Annotated in this window: 12 protein-coding genes; 7 read left to right on the top strand and 5 right to left on the bottom strand. The window is 72.6% G+C overall.

The window, feature by feature from the left end; all coding sequences use genetic code 11:
• The first annotated feature begins 19 nt into the window (after window positions 1-19).
• Entirely contained in the window at window positions 20-790 is a 771-nt protein-coding gene (locus IE262_RS02855) for an AraC family transcriptional regulator (protein ID WP_189871015.1), read from the top strand.
• On the opposite strand, the gene IE262_RS02850 is transcribed toward IE262_RS02855, so the two are convergent.
• Window positions 780-1928 carry a methyltransferase gene (locus IE262_RS02850; RefSeq protein ID WP_189871013.1) on the bottom strand — a complete coding sequence of 383 codons (1149 nt, stop codon included), beginning with the start codon at window positions 1926-1928 and terminating at the stop codon, window positions 780-782. The two genes, IE262_RS02855 and IE262_RS02850, sit on opposite strands and share 11 nt — an antisense overlap.
• Window positions 1929-2026: 98 nt before the next feature.
• Here IE262_RS02850 and ku point away from each other — a divergent pair, with 98 nt between their 5' ends.
• Both ku and IE262_RS02840 read left to right on the top strand, forming a co-directional pair.
• On the top strand, window positions 2027-2812 hold the full coding sequence (gene ku / locus IE262_RS02845) for a non-homologous end joining protein Ku (RefSeq protein WP_134030377.1): 786 nt from the start codon (window positions 2027-2029) through the stop codon (window positions 2810-2812).
• Between the two features lie 69 nt (window positions 2813-2881).
• Window positions 2882-4117: an ROK family protein gene (locus IE262_RS02840; RefSeq protein ID WP_134031598.1), complete on the top strand. Its 1236-nt coding sequence runs from the start codon at window positions 2882-2884 to the stop codon at window positions 4115-4117.
• A gap of 4 nt (window positions 4118-4121) precedes the next feature.
• On the opposite strand, the gene IE262_RS02835 is transcribed toward IE262_RS02840, so the two are convergent.
• On the bottom strand, window positions 4122-4313 hold the full coding sequence (locus tag IE262_RS02835) for a hypothetical protein (RefSeq protein ID WP_189871011.1): 192 nt from the start codon (window positions 4311-4313) through the stop codon (window positions 4122-4124).
• 479 nt (window positions 4314-4792) lie between these two features.
• Between IE262_RS02835 and IE262_RS02830 the strand changes: the two genes are divergently transcribed.
• On the top strand, window positions 4793-5083 hold the full coding sequence (locus IE262_RS02830) for an SHOCT domain-containing protein (protein ID WP_189871009.1): 291 nt from the start codon (window positions 4793-4795) through the stop codon (window positions 5081-5083).
• A 137-nt stretch (window positions 5084-5220) separates the two neighbouring features.
• On the opposite strand, the gene IE262_RS02825 is transcribed toward IE262_RS02830, so the two are convergent.
• Both IE262_RS02825 and IE262_RS02820 read right to left on the bottom strand, forming a co-directional pair.
• Entirely contained in the window at window positions 5221-5727 is a 507-nt protein-coding gene (locus IE262_RS02825) for an ATP-binding protein (protein WP_134030368.1), read from the bottom strand.
• Between the two features lie 247 nt (window positions 5728-5974).
• Window positions 5975-6298 (bottom strand): hypothetical protein, encoded by a 324-nt coding sequence (locus IE262_RS02820; RefSeq protein ID WP_134030365.1) that lies wholly within the window; start codon window positions 6296-6298, stop codon window positions 5975-5977.
• Window positions 6299-6645: 347 nt separating this feature from the next.
• On the opposite strand from IE262_RS02820, the gene IE262_RS02815 reads away from it, so the two are divergent.
• Together IE262_RS02815 and IE262_RS02810 are read left to right on the top strand one after the other, a co-directional pair.
• Window positions 6646-7782: a PLP-dependent cysteine synthase family protein gene (locus IE262_RS02815; protein WP_189871007.1), complete on the top strand. Its 1137-nt coding sequence runs from the start codon at window positions 6646-6648 to the stop codon at window positions 7780-7782.
• A 165-nt stretch (window positions 7783-7947) separates the two neighbouring features.
• Window positions 7948-10821: an AfsR/SARP family transcriptional regulator gene (locus IE262_RS02810; RefSeq protein WP_189871005.1), complete on the top strand. Its 2874-nt coding sequence runs from the start codon at window positions 7948-7950 to the stop codon at window positions 10819-10821.
• A 24-nt stretch (window positions 10822-10845) separates the two neighbouring features.
• Here the strand turns inward: IE262_RS02810 and IE262_RS02805 are convergent, their stop codons facing one another.
• Window positions 10846-11679, bottom strand: coding sequence for a DeoR/GlpR family DNA-binding transcription regulator (locus tag IE262_RS02805; protein WP_189871003.1), 834 nt, complete (start codon window positions 11677-11679; stop codon window positions 10846-10848).
• A 405-nt stretch (window positions 11680-12084) separates the two neighbouring features.
• On the opposite strand from IE262_RS02805, the gene IE262_RS02800 reads away from it, so the two are divergent.
• Window positions 12085-14337 (top strand): hypothetical protein, encoded by a 2253-nt coding sequence (locus IE262_RS02800; RefSeq protein WP_189871617.1) that lies wholly within the window; start codon window positions 12085-12087, stop codon window positions 14335-14337.
• The last annotated feature ends 72 nt before the right edge of the window (window positions 14338-14409 follow it).

Raw genomic sequence — 14409 nt, 5'->3', positions numbered from 1 at the left:
GCACTGGTAATTTCTCCCCGTGCGGGAGACGGAGATTCACCTCGGCGAGCCGCCCTTCGTGGCGGCTGTCGGCGTCGGCGTGCACGGTGTCGCGAGCCGCACGGACGTCTTCCGGCTGCCGGAGTTGTGGCAGCTGCACCTCTATCAGTACGACGCCGAACTGACCGTCGACGGCGCGGCGCACATCATCCGCCCCGGCCGCGTCAGCCTCGTACCGCCCGGCACCACGGTCCGCTACCGTTACCAGGGCCGCTCGGAGCACCTCTACGCACATCTGCGCATCCCACCGGCCGGCCCCTCCCGCACCATCCCCGTGGTGCAGGACGCGGGGCCCGAATTTCCGTTCCTCACTGGCTTGTTGCTTCAGGCGGTGGCGTCCGCCCCGGGCACCCCCGAGCGCACCCGGGCCGAGATCTGGACGGCCCTGTGGCGCATCGCCCACCTCACCCCGGCCGTGGCGCACCCCTGCCCCCACCCGGCGGTCACGGCCGCGATCGCCCACATCGAGGCTCACCTGGCCGCCCCGCTCACCGTCCCGGGCATCGCCCGGGCGGCGGGTGTGTCGCACAACCACCTCACTCGGCTGTTCCGCGCCGAGACGGGCACCACGGTCGTCGGCTACATCCGGCGCCGCAGACTCGACCGCGCCCACCACCTGCTGCGGGCCACGACCCTCTCGATCCCCGCCGTGGCCGCCTCCGTCGGCATCCCCGACCTCCAGGCCTTCAACAAGGCGTGCCGACGCGAACTGGGCGCCTCGCCGCGCGCCCTGCGGGGAGCTACCGCCTGACCGCCTTCAGCACCACGAACTTCGCGTCACTGGCGACGAGTTCACTGTTCCCGAAGAGCCGCCGCAGCTTCACGTGGTAGCCGAGGTGCCGGTTGCCGACCACCCACAGCTCGCCGCCCGGCCGCAGCGCGCGCCGCGCGCCCTTGAACATCCGCCACGCCGTGGCGTCCGTCATCGCTTGGTGGGAGTGGAACGGCGGATTGTTCAGCACGAGATCGACGCTGCCGGCCGGGAAGCCCTCCATCCCGTCGCCGACGACGAACTCCGCCTTCCCCTCGGCGTTGGCGGTGTACGTCGCCTCCGCCGAGGCCACCGCCTGGTACGACTCGTCGACGAACACCACGTCGGCCTCGGGATCGCCCAGCGCCACCGCTGTACCGACGACCCCGTTGCCGCACCCCAGGTCCACGACGCGCCCGCCGTCACGGCCGTGCGGCAGGTGCCGGAGGAAGAAGCGGGTGCCGATGTCGAGCCGGTCGGCGCAGAACACGCCCGCGTGGTTGACGACCGTGCGGCCGGACAACAGGCCGATGTCGTCGGGGAGTCGGTAGGAGTACGGCCACGGGTTGGCGCCCCGCGCCCGCGCGTGCGACGGCTCGGGGGTGCAGAAGACCAGCCGGGCCTTCTGCTGCGCGAGGGAGGTGCGGGTCGGGCCGATGATCCGCTCGAACAGCTTCAGCGTCGAGGTGTGGATCTCCTTGACCATGCCGGCGCCGACGACGACCGTCCCCTCGTGCACGCCGGGCGCGAGCCGGTGCAGTTGGTCCTCCAGCAGGGCAAGGCTCTTGGGAACCCGGACCAGCAGCACGTCGATACGGCCGGGAGGCGTGTCCCGCGTGGTCAGGAGCCGTACCGCGTCCTCGTCGACCTGATTGCGGGCCAGGTTCGCGCGGGTCGCCTGCCGGGCCAGGAAGGAGTCGGTGAGCTGCGTCGGCCGGTGCGCCGCCAGCGCCGTGACCAGGGCGCCCCACCGGTCGCCGACCACCACGACCGACCCTGTCAGCGGTGTCCCGCTCTCCGCGAGGTGGCGCAGCAGATACGCGTCGGCCGCGTCCCAGGCACGCAGCCGGTCGCGGGGATCCTCGGGGAAGCGGGCCAGTTCGTACGCGGCCCAGGGCGCGGTCATACGGTCGTTCATCGTGCGCCCAGGCTAACCGAGCCACGGCCCACGCCTGCGCCGAGCCGCGGCCACGACCTGCCCGTGCGTGCGTGTCCGCGGCGTAGGAGGCTGGAGGTATGGAGGACGAGCCGGCGCAGGCGGTATGGACGGGCTGGATCTCCTACGGCCTGGTCAGCATGCCTGTGCGCTTGTTCCCGGCGACCCGGGAACACGGAGTGGCCCTGCACGAGGTTCATGTCGCGGACGGCTCCCGCATCCGGCACCGCCGGGTGTGCGAGGCCGAGGGCCGGGAGGTCGACTGGCCTGAGGTCGCCAAGGGATACGAGGCACCGGACGGGCGCACCGTCGTGCTGCGCCAGGAGGATCTGGAGGCGCTGCCACTGCCCAGCAGGCAGGTGATCGAAGTCCTCGGTTTCGTGCCGGTCGACGGCCTGGACCCGATCCTGTTCTCCCGCGCCTACTACGCCACCCCCGCGCGGGACACCGCCCGCCGGCCGTACACGCTGCTGGTGGCGGCACTGGCCCGAGCCGAGCGGGCGGCTCTGGCCAAGGTGACGCTGCGCACCAGGGAGCGCCTGGCCGCGGTGTGGCCGCGGCGGGAGACGCTGGTGGTCCAGACGCTGCTGTGGCCGGAGGAAGTACGCGAACCCCACGGCCCGGCACAGGCCGCGCCGGTGACCGGGCAGGAACTGGAGCTCGCCTCCCTGCTGGTGGCCCAGTTTCCCGAGCTCGACCTCGCTTCCCTGCACGACGAGTACACCACCGCTCTCAAGGAACTGGTGGCGGCGAAGCAGGCTGGAGAAGAACTCACGCAGCCTCGTGAACCGAAGCAGGCGGCGGACCTGATCGCCGCCCTGGAGGCGAGCCTGCGCGCAGCGTCCGACCGCCGGCCCCAGCGGTGAACCTCGGTGGACACTCCCGCCGCGGTCGCCCCGCGCACCCGCCGTGCGGATCATGGGAGACTCGCCATCATGGACGGCAAGGCGGCCCCCAGGGCGACGGGCGAAGGGACCACGCGGACGCGGCTGGACCGGGGGCGTGGCGCGCTCGGCCCGGCCTTGGAACTCGTGCACACGGGACGCGCGCCGACACGGGCCGTGCTGACCGCCGAGCTCGGGGTCACCCGGGCGACCGCGGGCGCCGTCGCCGCCGAGCTGGAGGCCCTGGGACTGATCCGGGTCGACGCGCATCCCGGGGCCGCCGCCGGTTCCCAGGGCCGCCCCTCGCACCGGCTGGAGGTCGCCGAGGACGGGCCCGTCGCGCTGGCCGCGCAGGTCCACGCCGACGGATGGCGGGCCGCGCTCGTCGGGCTGGGCGGGCGGATCGTCGCCACCGCGCCCGGCTGCGAGACCGTCGACGCCGACCCGGCGAAGGTGCTCGGCTCGGTCGTCGACGCGGCCGCCGAGCTGCTGCACGACACCGGCCGGAGATGCGTGGGCGCCGGTCTCGCCGTACCGTCGGCGGTCGCCGAGCCGGAAGGGCTGGCCCTCAACCCGCTGCACGTGGCCTGGCCCCCGGGCGCGCCCGTCCGGGAGATCTTCGCCGAGCGGGTGCGCGCGGCCGGGATCGAGGGGCCGGCGTTCGCGGCCAACGACGTCAACCTCGCCGCGCTCGCCGAGCACCGTCATGGCGCGGGGCGCGGCGCTCGTGATCTGCTGTGTGTGGCCACCGGGCACCGGGGCGTGGGCGGCGCCCTCGTGCTCGACGGCCGTCTGCACTCGGGGAGTTCGGGCCTCGCCCTGGAGGTCGGCCACCTCACGGTCAACCCCGAGGGCCGCCCCTGCCACTGCGGCAGCCGCGGCTGCCTCGACGTCGAGGCCGACCCGCTGGCCCTTCTCGCGGCGGCGGGTCGTGACCCCGGCCCCGAGGTGTCGCTGCTCCAGCAGGCCAACGACCTCATCCGCACCCGGTACGCCGACCCGTCCGTCCGTACGGCCACGGAGATGTTGATCGACCGGCTGGGTCTGGGCCTCGCGGGCCTGGTCAACATCCTCAACCCGGACCGCATCATTCTCGGCGGCCTGCACCGCACGCTCCTCGACGCCGATCCCGAGCGGCTGCGGGCGGTCGTCGCCGACCGCAGCCTGTGGGGGCAGAGCGGGAGTGTGCCGATCCTGGCCTGCACGCTGGACCACAACAGCCTCGTGGGAGCCGCCGAGTTGGCCTGGCAACCGGTCCTCGACGACCCCCTCGTGGCGCTGGTCTGACGGCTCAGAGGCTGAGCTCGATCACCTGGCCGTCACGCTCGACGTAGGTCCCGCCGATGGTGAGGCTGTCGTAGCAGTCGTTGCTGCTGAAGACCTGGATCCACTGTCCCTCGGCCACCGACACGGGGATGTCCTTCGCCGTGCCGACCGTGAAGTCCCGGTAGCAGGTGTAGTCGCCGTTGATCTGGGTGTACACGGAGTCGCCGCTCGTGACGGTGACCCGCAAGGTGGCGGAGACGTCACCGGACGCGGACGCGGAAGCGGGCGCGGAGAGCGCCAGTGAGCCGGCGGCGGCGAGACCGGCCGGCCAGGGCTGAGACGCGGGTGATGTGGGGGGTGGGGCGAAGACGCATGATGCCTCCAGGTTCTCGGCTCCGGATACCGGGTGGCGGCCGGAGTGGGGTGCCTCGAATCGGATGGTGCGGTCGTGCGGCGCGTCGCAGGAGGGTCACACGCTGGACGACACTTGCACTCTCAACAAGATCCGGTGTCGGCGGAGCAGGCGCCGCGGCCCCGACTACTCCCCGCGGGGTACGCGCGCGGCCGCCGGCCGTACGACGACCCGGGCCCCCTGCCTGCGCGAGTCTCAAGGCATCCCGGAAAACGGGCCCCGGTGGCCCCACAGGCCCAGAGGCCCTGAGAGGCAGCCAGAGACTCGGAGGAGATGAGTTCGAGATGCAGACCCTTGCGCACTGGGACGGCGGGCCCGGCCCGTGGATCCTGTTCTTCCCGCTGGTCTGGGCGGCCGTCGTCGTCGGCGCCGTGACCGTCCTCCGCCGCACCGTCTGGAGCGGCCGGCAAGGACCCTGGCGTGCGATGGGCGGCTCCCGTCCGTCCGTCGACTCGCCCGACTCGCCGATGGCGGTCCTCGGCCGCCGCTTCGCCTCCGGCGAGATCGACGAGGACGAGTACTGGCGCCGGGTGTCCGTCCTGGACGAGCACTTCGGCCGCACGGGGAAGGGGTGAACGGAGTTCACCCGGCCTTGCGGGCCCTGGGCAGGGTGAGCCTGTCGTCGCCGCCAAGTGGCGTGTCATCGCCACCGAGTGAGAGGTGACCGCCGCCGCGTCGGCTGTGCGACGACGGTCACCCGGTCACCGCCCGGTCAGCCTGCGACGGCGGACCGGGCGGGAGCATGTTCGGCCCTGCCGCGCCTGCGGGCGGCGGGCCGGTGGCCCGTGACGTACCGCGAGCGCTTCGGCGCCGCCACCGGCTCCGAGTGGGCCGGAAGGGTGAACCACACGACTTTGCCCGACTCCTCGTGCGGTCGGGCACCCCAGCTCTCGCTCACCGCGGCGACCATCGCGAGGCCGCGGCCGCACGTGGCGAAGAGCTCCGCGTCCTGCACCACGGGAAGGCGCGGGTCGTTGTCACGCACCGAGACCGTCAGCCGGTCGAGCAGCAGTTCGATCTCCACGGTGCACAGCTTGTCCGGCTCTGCGTGCCGGTGGACGTTGGTCAGCAGCTCGGTCACTCCGAGTGCCGCCCGGTCGATCAAGAAATCCAGGTGCCAGTAGCGCAATTGCGCAGAGACGATTCTGCGGACCTGGCCGATCCGCGACGGCAGGGCTTGGAGCTCCACCGTGCAGTGCCTGCTTGGCTTGCTGATCACGGCTGCGACTCCCCGAATTGAGGTCCGGAAGAAGACGGAGAACGGATCCAGCGAGGTGGCTGCGGGACAATCGCCGCCTGCTGCGGGCGACCGCGCACGGCGGTCGCATCTCTTGGCGCGGTGTGGCTGCGTACGACGGCCGTCCGCGGTCGTGACCGGCGGCTGGTTCGCAGCGTTATCGCCGGTAAACCCAGAGTGACGTGAGAACAGCGTGACTCAGGGAGGGGGGTTCCGCAACTCGCGGTCCTCAGCCGCCGCGCCCCGCGGCCTTGCGTACCGCCTCGATGAACCGGCGGGCCGAGGGCGGGCCGGGCTTCCCCGGAGCGGGATCGGTCTCACCGAGGGTCAGTGTGTAACGCGTGCCGTTCACATCGGCCAACGCACGGTCCTCATGGGCGAACCAGGGCTTGGACGCGCGCACCGCCTGTACCGGCGCGCTGTCGATCTCGCTGCCGTAGCTGGTCAGCAACTGCAGCCGGCCGTCCTTGATCCGCACCTGCCCGGCGCGTGTCAGTGAGCGCAGCCTCTTCTCGATCCGCACCCCCCTGGCCGTGAACTCCTGCTCCGCCATGCTTCCCGCCCCCTCGTGCGTGTCGGCTCTGCCCTGTCACGAACCCGCCTGGTTCGTGACCATTGTGCGTGCCCCGTTCGAGTGTGCATCCCCGTCCGGCCAACTCGGCCATGCGGTGCAGTCTGCACGTCTGCCGCGTCGAGCACCAGTGCGTAGGGTGCGGCGGGGGTGCGAGTGGGGGAGCACTTGGTGCATGCGCCCCCATGCGCCCGCGCACCCCCTGCCACAGGGGCGCTTTGAGCTGCTCAAAGGGGCGTTTATGCAGGTGAGGAGCGCGCTCCTGCTGTCTATGATCAGGGCGTCCGACCGCGCGACCCGCCGTCGGCGCGACGCGGAAGGAGCCCGCCGTGAGCATTCCCCACCCCACTACGACCGGTGAGTCCGTCAACACCCTTGACGCCGACCACAGCGACGCGGAGTACCGGGCGTGGCTCAAGGAGGCCGTCCGCAGGGTTCAGGCCGACGCCCAGCGTTCGGCCGACACCCACCTGCTCTCCTTCCCCCTTCCGGAGCACTGGGGCATCGACCTGTACCTGAAGGACGAGTCGACCCACCCCACGGGCAGCCTCAAGCACCGCCTGGCCCGCTCCCTCTTCCTCTACGGCCTGTGCAACGGCTGGATCCGGCCGGACCGCCCGGTGATCGAGGCGTCCAGCGGCTCGACGGCCGTCTCCGAGGCGTACTTCGCGGGGCTCATCGGCGTGCCCTTCATCGCCGTCATGCCCCGCACGACCAGCGCCGAGAAGTGCCGGCTGATCGAGTTCCACGGCGGACGATGTCACTTCGTGGACGACCCCCGGACGATGTACGAGGCGTCCGCCGCGCTCGCGGCCGCGACCGGCGGCCACTACATGGACCAGTTCACCTACGCCGAACGGGCCACGGACTGGCGCGGCAACAACAACATCGCCGAATCCATCTTCCGCCAGCTGGAGTTGGAGCGCTTCCCGGAACCCACGTGGATCGTCGCCACGGCCGGTACCGGCGGCACCTCGGCGACCATCGCGCGCTACGTCCACTACATGCAGTACGACACCCGCGTCTGCGTCGCCGACCCGGAGAACTCCTGCTTCTTCGAGGGCTGGACCACCGGCGACCCGGACGTCACCTGCGACCGCGGCTCCCGCATCGAGGGCATCGGCCGCCCGCGCATGGAGCCCAGCTTCGTGCCCGGTGCCATCGACCGGATGATGAAGGTCCCGGACGCGGCGAGCGTCGCGGCCGTACGGGCCCTGGAGGCGGCCATCGGCCGCAAGGCGGGCGGTTCCACGGGCACCGGCCTGTGGAGCGCCCTGAAGATCGTGGCGGAGATGGTGGCCGAGGGACGCCGGGGCAGCGTGGTGACGTTGCTCTGCGATCCCGGGGACCGCTACCTGGACAAGTACTACTCGGATGCCTGGCTGGCCGAGCAGGGACTGGACATCGGGCGGTACGAGGCGGCGATCGAGTCGTTGTTGCGGACGGGAATGTGGCCCGCCCCGTAGGGACGCGAGGCACCGCGGGTCACCCGCAGCGGCCGCCATCCGTTTGGTGGCCGTGGGTGCCCCCCCGGGGACCAATCTTGGCCAGATCTTGAATTGGCTGGTGGGACGGGTTGGGCCAAGACTGGGGCTCGAATCGAGCGCGGCACAGGGGGACTGGGGGGCGCGGTGACGATCGCTTTCGGCGTGCTCGGAGAGATTCAGGCGCACAGGGACGGCATCGCCGTGGACCTGGGCCCGGCCAGGCAGCGCTGTGTACTCGCGGCACTGCTGGTGGACCTGGGCCGCACGGTGCCGGTGGACGGCCTGGTCGACCGGGTGTGGGGGGACCGCCCGCCGCAGCGCGTCAAGGCGACGCTGTACAGCTACCTGTCCCGGCTGCGGCAGGCGCTGGGCACGGCGGCTGACCCGCCCCTGGCCGGCACGACCTCCATCGAACGGCGCTCGGGCGGGTATGCGCTGGTCACCGCTCCGGGCCTGGTGGACATGCATGTCTTCCGCGACCTGGCCGGGCAGGCCCGCGCCGCCGCCACCCACGACGACGATGACGACGGCCGAGCCGCGGCCCTGTTCGAGCGGGCGCTGGGGCTGTGGCGGGACGAACCGTTCGCCGGGGTGGACACACCGTGGTTCAACTCGCTGCGGGAGTCGCTGCTGCGGGAGCTGCACGCCTGCCGACTCGACCGCAACGACGTCCAGTTGCGCCGCGGTCACCACGGCGCGCTGCTGACCGAGCTGACCGAGCGCCACAGGAGCCATCCGCTGGACGAGCGCCTCGCCGCACAGTACATGCTGGCGCTCTACCGCAGCGGCCGCACGGCCGACGCCCTGCGCTGCTTCGAGCGGGTCCGGCGCGCCCTCGCCGAGGAACTGGGCAGCGACCCGGGGCCCGAACTGCGCCGACTCCACCAGAGCGTCCTCGCCGGCGACCCGGCGATCGACACCCCCGGCGGCGCCCCCACCGCGGTCCCGGTGGCCGGTGGCGAAGCCGCCCCCGGCAGCCCGAAGACCCGGGCCCCTGTCGTGCCGCGCCAACTGCCCGCCGCACCACGGTGGTTCACCGGGCGCGCACCCGAACTCGCGCTCCTCGACGGCCTGCTGGACCCCCACAGCGAGCAGGACCGCGCGGTGGTGATCTCCGCGATAGACGGATCCGGCGGCATCGGCAAGACCTGGCTCGCCCTGCACTGGGCCCACCAGCAGCAGGACCGGTTCCCCGACGGCGAGCTCTACGCCAACCTGCGCGGCTTCGACCCCACCGGCGAACCGGTCCCACCCCACACGGCACTGCGCGGCTTCCTCGGCGCCCTCGGCACCGACCCCTCCCGGATCCCCGCGGAGCCCGACGTGCAGACCGCGCTCTACCGCAGTCTGACCGCGGGCAAGCGCATGCTGATCGTGCTGGACGACGCCCGCGACACCACCCAGGTCGTTCCCCTGCTGCCCGGCAGCCCCACCTGCACGGTCCTGGTCACCAGCCGATCCCTGCTCACCGGCCTGTCCACCGCCCACGGCGCCCGCTCCCTCACCCTGGACGTGCTCACCGACAGCGAGGCCCACCAACTGCTCACCCGCCACCTGGGCACCGCACGAGCGGGCGCCGAGCCCGAAGCAGTCGCCACCCTGCTGGAACACTGCGCGGGGCTGCCCCTGGCGATCAGCATCCTGGCCGCCCGCGCCACCACGAACCCCGACCTGCCCCTGGCGGTCCTGGCCGAGGAACTCCACGAGACCCAGACCCGGCTCGACGCCCTGGACACCGGCGACATCACCGCCGACCTGCGCGCGGTCTTCGCCTCCTCCTACCACGCCCTCGACCCCGACAGCGCCCGCGGGTTCGCCCTGCTCGGCCTCGCACCAGGCCCCGACATCAGCCTGTCCGCCACCGCCGGTCTCACCGCCCTCCCCACCGCGCGGGCCCGCGCGCTCCTGCGCAGACTGCGGGCCGCCCACCTGGTCCAGGAACACACCCCGGGCCGCTACCGCATGCACGACCTGACCCGGCTCTACGCAGCCGAACAGGCGCGGGGGAACCCGGCGGGCGACAACGACGAGGCGCTGCTGAGGCTGGTGGACTTCTACGTCCACACAGCCCGCGCCGGCGAAGCCATACTCGACCCGCACGCCGTGCCCACCGAGGCGGAAGCCCCCGCGGAGGGCAGCGCGCCGTACACACCGGACGGGCCGGAGGCGGCGATGGCGTGGTTCGAGTCCGAGTACGCCTGCGTACTCGCCGCGCAGACCTCCGCCATGACGCGGGGCTGGTACGGCAGGGCCTGGCAGTTGGCCTGGTCGGTGGACACCTTCCTGTGGCGCCGCGGCCGTATCCACGACCACCTCGTCGTCTGGCGATCCGGCCTCCTCGCCGCGGAACGGCTCGGCGATCCGGGCGCCCGCGCCCTGGCCCACCGACGGGTCAGTGCGGCGCACCTGCGGGTCGGCGAGGACGACACGGCGCGGGACCATCTGCGGCGCGCGCTCACCCTGTTCCAGGACGCCGGCGACCTCCTCAACCAGGGCCACACCCATCAAGCCCTCGCGCAGGCCTGGCAGCAGACCGGCGACGACCGGCAGGCCCTGCACCACGCCGAGCGGTCACTGCGGATCTACCGGCAACTGAAGGACACGGTGTGGGAGGCGAACGCCTCCAACACGGTGGGCTGGTTCCAGGCCAGGCTCGGCGCCTACGAACAGGCCCGCGCCCGCTGCCAGGAGGCCCTCGTGCTGTGCCGCGAGGTCGGTTACCGCGAAGGCGAAGCCGCCACCCTCGACAGCCTCGGCTACACCGCCCGCCGCTGCGGAGACCTGGAACTCGCCCTGGAGCACTACGGCCAGGCACTGGCTCTGCGCCGTCTGCTCAACGATACCTACGAGGAGGCGAACGCCCTGTCATGCATCGGCGAGACCCACCACGCTCTCGGCCGGTACGGTCACGCCCGCGACGCCTGGCAGCAGGCCCTCGCCCTCTACCAGGCGCAACAACGCACCCCGGAAGCCGAAAACGTCCAGGAACAACTCGACACCCTCCACGACCGCGGTTAGGGCCCGTCCCTGGCCGGCGGCCCGTCAGATGTCTGAACCGTCCTCCCCGGACTCACCCGCGACCACCAGCTCCCTGAGGTGCTCCGAGATCTCCGCGCGGGCCCCCGCCGGCAGCCCGGCGTCGGTGACCAGGGTGTCGACCTGCTCCAGGGACGCGAACGAACTCAAGCCCACCGTGCCCCACTTGGTGTGGTCGGCCACCACGACGACGCGTCGTGCGGACTGCACCAGCCGCCGGTTCGTCTCGGCCTCCGCCAGGTTCGGCGTGGACAGGCCCGCCTCGACCGATATCCCGTGCACCCCCAGGAACAGCACGTCGAAGTGGAGCGCCGCGATCGCCTGGTCGGCCACCGGCCCCACGAGCGAGTCGGAGGGGGTCCGCACCCCGCCGGTCAGTACGACGGTGGCCGCGCCCTGGCGCTGTCCCGAACTGCGCTGTGAGGCATGGAAGACATCGGCCACGCGCACCGAGTTGGTGACCACGGTCAGGTCCGGCACGTCGAGCAGCCGGTGGGCCAGCGCGTACGTCGTCGTGCCACCGGAGAGCGCGATCGCCGTACCGGGCGAGACCAGTTCGGCCGCGGCCCGGGCGATGTCCTCCTTGGCGGTCAGCTCCAGCCCCGACTTGGCCTCGAAGCCCGGCTCGTGCGTGCTCGCCTCGGCCACCGGCACCGCGCCGCCGTGCACCTTCTCCACCGCGCCCTGGCGCGCCAGCGCGTCGAGGTCCCGGCGGACCGTCATGTCGGACACGCCGAGCTTGCGCGTCAGCTCGTTGACCCGGACCCCGCCGCGCCGCCGCACCTCGTCGAGGATCAGGGCGCGACGCTGCTCCGCGAGGAGGTTCTGGTTGTCACTCACGCCCGCTCCGGTCCTTTCGCCCCATCACGCCTTCATACCCCCTCCGACGAGCACATTCTCCCCGTCGCTCTTCCCGAGGACGTCCCATACTCGCACGCTCCCGCACCGCGGGCGCCCCTGCCGGTACCGATGTGAACACGTCACGCTGTGCGATTCCGGGCCCCGATCGTGCCCGGTTCGGGGGAGATTCCGTGTCCTCGGGTGTACGCCGTGTCCGGAGCGGAGATCATGTGCCTGCACATCACACCTGCCATCGGCGTATCACGGGGGAAGGGCAGAACAGTGGCGAGTGCGACCGAGCACGCCCCGACGGGGGAGCACCACGGACCGGACCGGCCGGCCGGGCCCGCCGGAGCGGCCCTCGAACTGCTGGTGCACGGCGTGGGCGGCACCACGCCCGAGGAGATGCTGAACGATCCGCGGACCGTGCGGGTCACCGGCGACGGCACCGCGGCCGTCTTCCGGCGCGTCGACGACGCCGACGCGGAGGACACCCCCGAGGACCACCGCGGCAAACCGGTGCCCGAGGCGTACGTCTGGTGCAACCTGACCTCCGGAAACGGCTCCCGCGCCCTGTGGCTGTTGCTGCTGCCGTTCATGGTGGTCAACCTGGCCCACTGGATGCGCCCGACGGCTCAGGGCCGACGGCGTGCCGTCCGCCTGTACGGCCTGCTCGTCCGGCTGGCCGGACTGACCCTGACCGTGCTGCTCGTCGCCGCCGCCTGCGAGGTCGCCCTCGACCTGACCGCCTGGCAGTGCGCGGGCACCCCGGCGTGTGCCGAGCACCATGCGTGGCTGGGCTTCCTGTCGCCCGAGGCGTCCGGCGACGGCTGGTGGAGCCAGCCCGGTCGCCGTCTCGCTCTGGCCTCCCTGGTGCCCGCCGCGCTCACCGGACTGTTGTGGTACCTGTCCCACCGCACCTGGAGCGCGTACGAGTCCCAGAAGCCGATGAACCGCGAGACAGAACCCGACGACGACGCCACCACAGGCCGCACCGCGCTCGGCCGCCCCGGCTTCTGGTACGGGCGCCGTCTGGTGGCCCGGCTGCGTGCCGCGCACACGGCGGCCGGCTTCCTGACGGTCGCGGCGGCCGTCGGCGCCTCCGCGGCCCGTCATGACCGCGGTCCCGGCGGGCCCGTCCTGCTGGAGAGCCTGGGCCTGCTGGTGAACGCGCTGCTCGTGGCGGGTGCGGTCGTCGTGGTGTGGGTGGTGTGCCGGCGGGGCCGCAGCGAGAACCGCCTGGACAGGGAGCTGGACCGCAACCTGGTGCGCGGGCTGCCCCTGGCCTCCCTCGTCGTGCTGGCCCTCGCCATGCTGTACGCGGGCTGGTCGCGCCCCGAGTGGCAGTCGCGGGGGCGGCTGCCGGGCGACATGACGTTCGGTGGGATCGCCTTCGTCCAGGGGCTGCTCGTGATCGTGCTCGCCGTGGTGGCCCACACCCTGTACCGCTCCCACCCCGACTCCCGTACCGCGATGCGCGGCCTGGCCGGACCGGCCGTCGCCATGCTCGCGTGCGCCCTCGGCGGAGTGATGTCCGGCGGGGTGGCCCAGCGCGTCGCCGACTGGCTGGACGGCGGCGGCAACGCGTTCCTGGGCCCGCCGGTGCTGCTGACCTGGCAGGCGTCCGTCATCCCCCCGCTGCTGCTGGTCGTCCTGCTGCTCGTCGGCTGGCTGGCGTGGCGGACCTGGGTCCTCAGACGCGGCGAACTCGACGTCGTGGAGGGGGAGTACGGGCTGCGGGCGGGGAAGGAGCCGTCCGGCCGGTCCGGCGAGGAGCCGGAGCGGCAGGACACGGCCCGCACCCGCCGTATCGCCGGTACGCGCGCCATGGCCACCCTCACCGACCGGGCGCCCCTCGTGGTCGGCATCATCGCGGCCGTGACGCTGCTCCTGGGCCTCGGTGCCCTGGTGGGCGCGACGATCACCGAGAAGGCGCCGGGCGAGGCCGCGCGCGGCACGTACCCCTTCGTGGAGGGAGCCGCCGACACCGCGCAGGCCCTCGGGTCCTGGCTGATCGGCTTCGGATTCATACTGTTCGTCGCGTCCGGCCGCCGCGCCTACAAGGACGCCTCCGCGCGGCGCACCATCGGCATCCTGTGGGACGTCGGCACATTCTGGCCGCGCGCCGCCCACCCCTTCGCACCGCCCTGCTACGCCGAGCGTGCCGTGCCCGACCTGACCTGGCGGATGGCGACGTGGACACGGTCCACGGGCGGGCGGCTGGTGATCTCCGGGCACTCCCAGGGCAGTGTCCTCGCGGCGGCCGCCGCCTGGCAGCTGACGCCGTCGGTTCGCAAACGGATCGCGCTGCTCACCTACGGCTCACCGCTGGAGCGGCTGTACGGACGCTGGTTCCCGGCCCACTTCGGGCCGCACGCCCTCGACGCCCTGCACCGCGAGGTCGACTGCTGGCGCAATCTGTACCGCCTCACCGATCCCATCGGCGGTCCGGTGCGTCTGCCCGGCGATCGCGGACCCGGGGTCGACGCCGAGCCCTTCAAGGACCCCCTCGCCTACGGCCGAACCCGGGCTCATCCGCTGCCCGCCCCGATCCTCGGCCACTCCGACTACCAGGCCGACCCGGCCTTCGCGGCGGAACGCAAGCGGCTGCTGGACCGGATCGGTCCGGAGGTACCGGTACCGCGCGGCGGGGAGTAGCGGCGGAGGGTGAGGCCCGCGGCGAGCGGACGGCATGGCAGGTCCGCTCGGTCACTTCCCGGGCGGGCTCGC

The sequence above is a fragment of the Streptomyces bluensis genome (genome assembly GCF_014650715.1).
Lineage (GTDB): Bacteria > Actinomycetota > Actinomycetes > Streptomycetales > Streptomycetaceae > Streptomyces > Streptomyces bluensis.
This window is presented reverse-complemented; position numbering and strand designations above follow the sequence as displayed.

Coding starts and splice junctions, on each gene's coding strand:
- IE262_RS02820 (WP_134030365.1), bottom strand. CDS start 6,298: ATGGCGGAGCAGGAGTTCACGGCCAGGGGGGTGCGGATCGAGAAGAGG.
- ku (WP_134030377.1), top strand. CDS start 2,027: ATGGAGGACGAGCCGGCGCAGGCGGTATGGACGGGCTGGATCTCCTAC.
- IE262_RS02800 (WP_189871617.1), top strand. CDS start 12,085: ATGCTGAACGATCCGCGGACCGTGCGGGTCACCGGCGACGGCACCGCG.
- IE262_RS02830 (WP_189871009.1), top strand. CDS start 4,793: ATGCAGACCCTTGCGCACTGGGACGGCGGGCCCGGCCCGTGGATCCTG.
- IE262_RS02840 (WP_134031598.1), top strand. CDS start 2,882: ATGGACGGCAAGGCGGCCCCCAGGGCGACGGGCGAAGGGACCACGCGG.
- IE262_RS02850 (WP_189871013.1), bottom strand. CDS start 1,928: ATGAACGACCGTATGACCGCGCCCTGGGCCGCGTACGAACTGGCCCGC.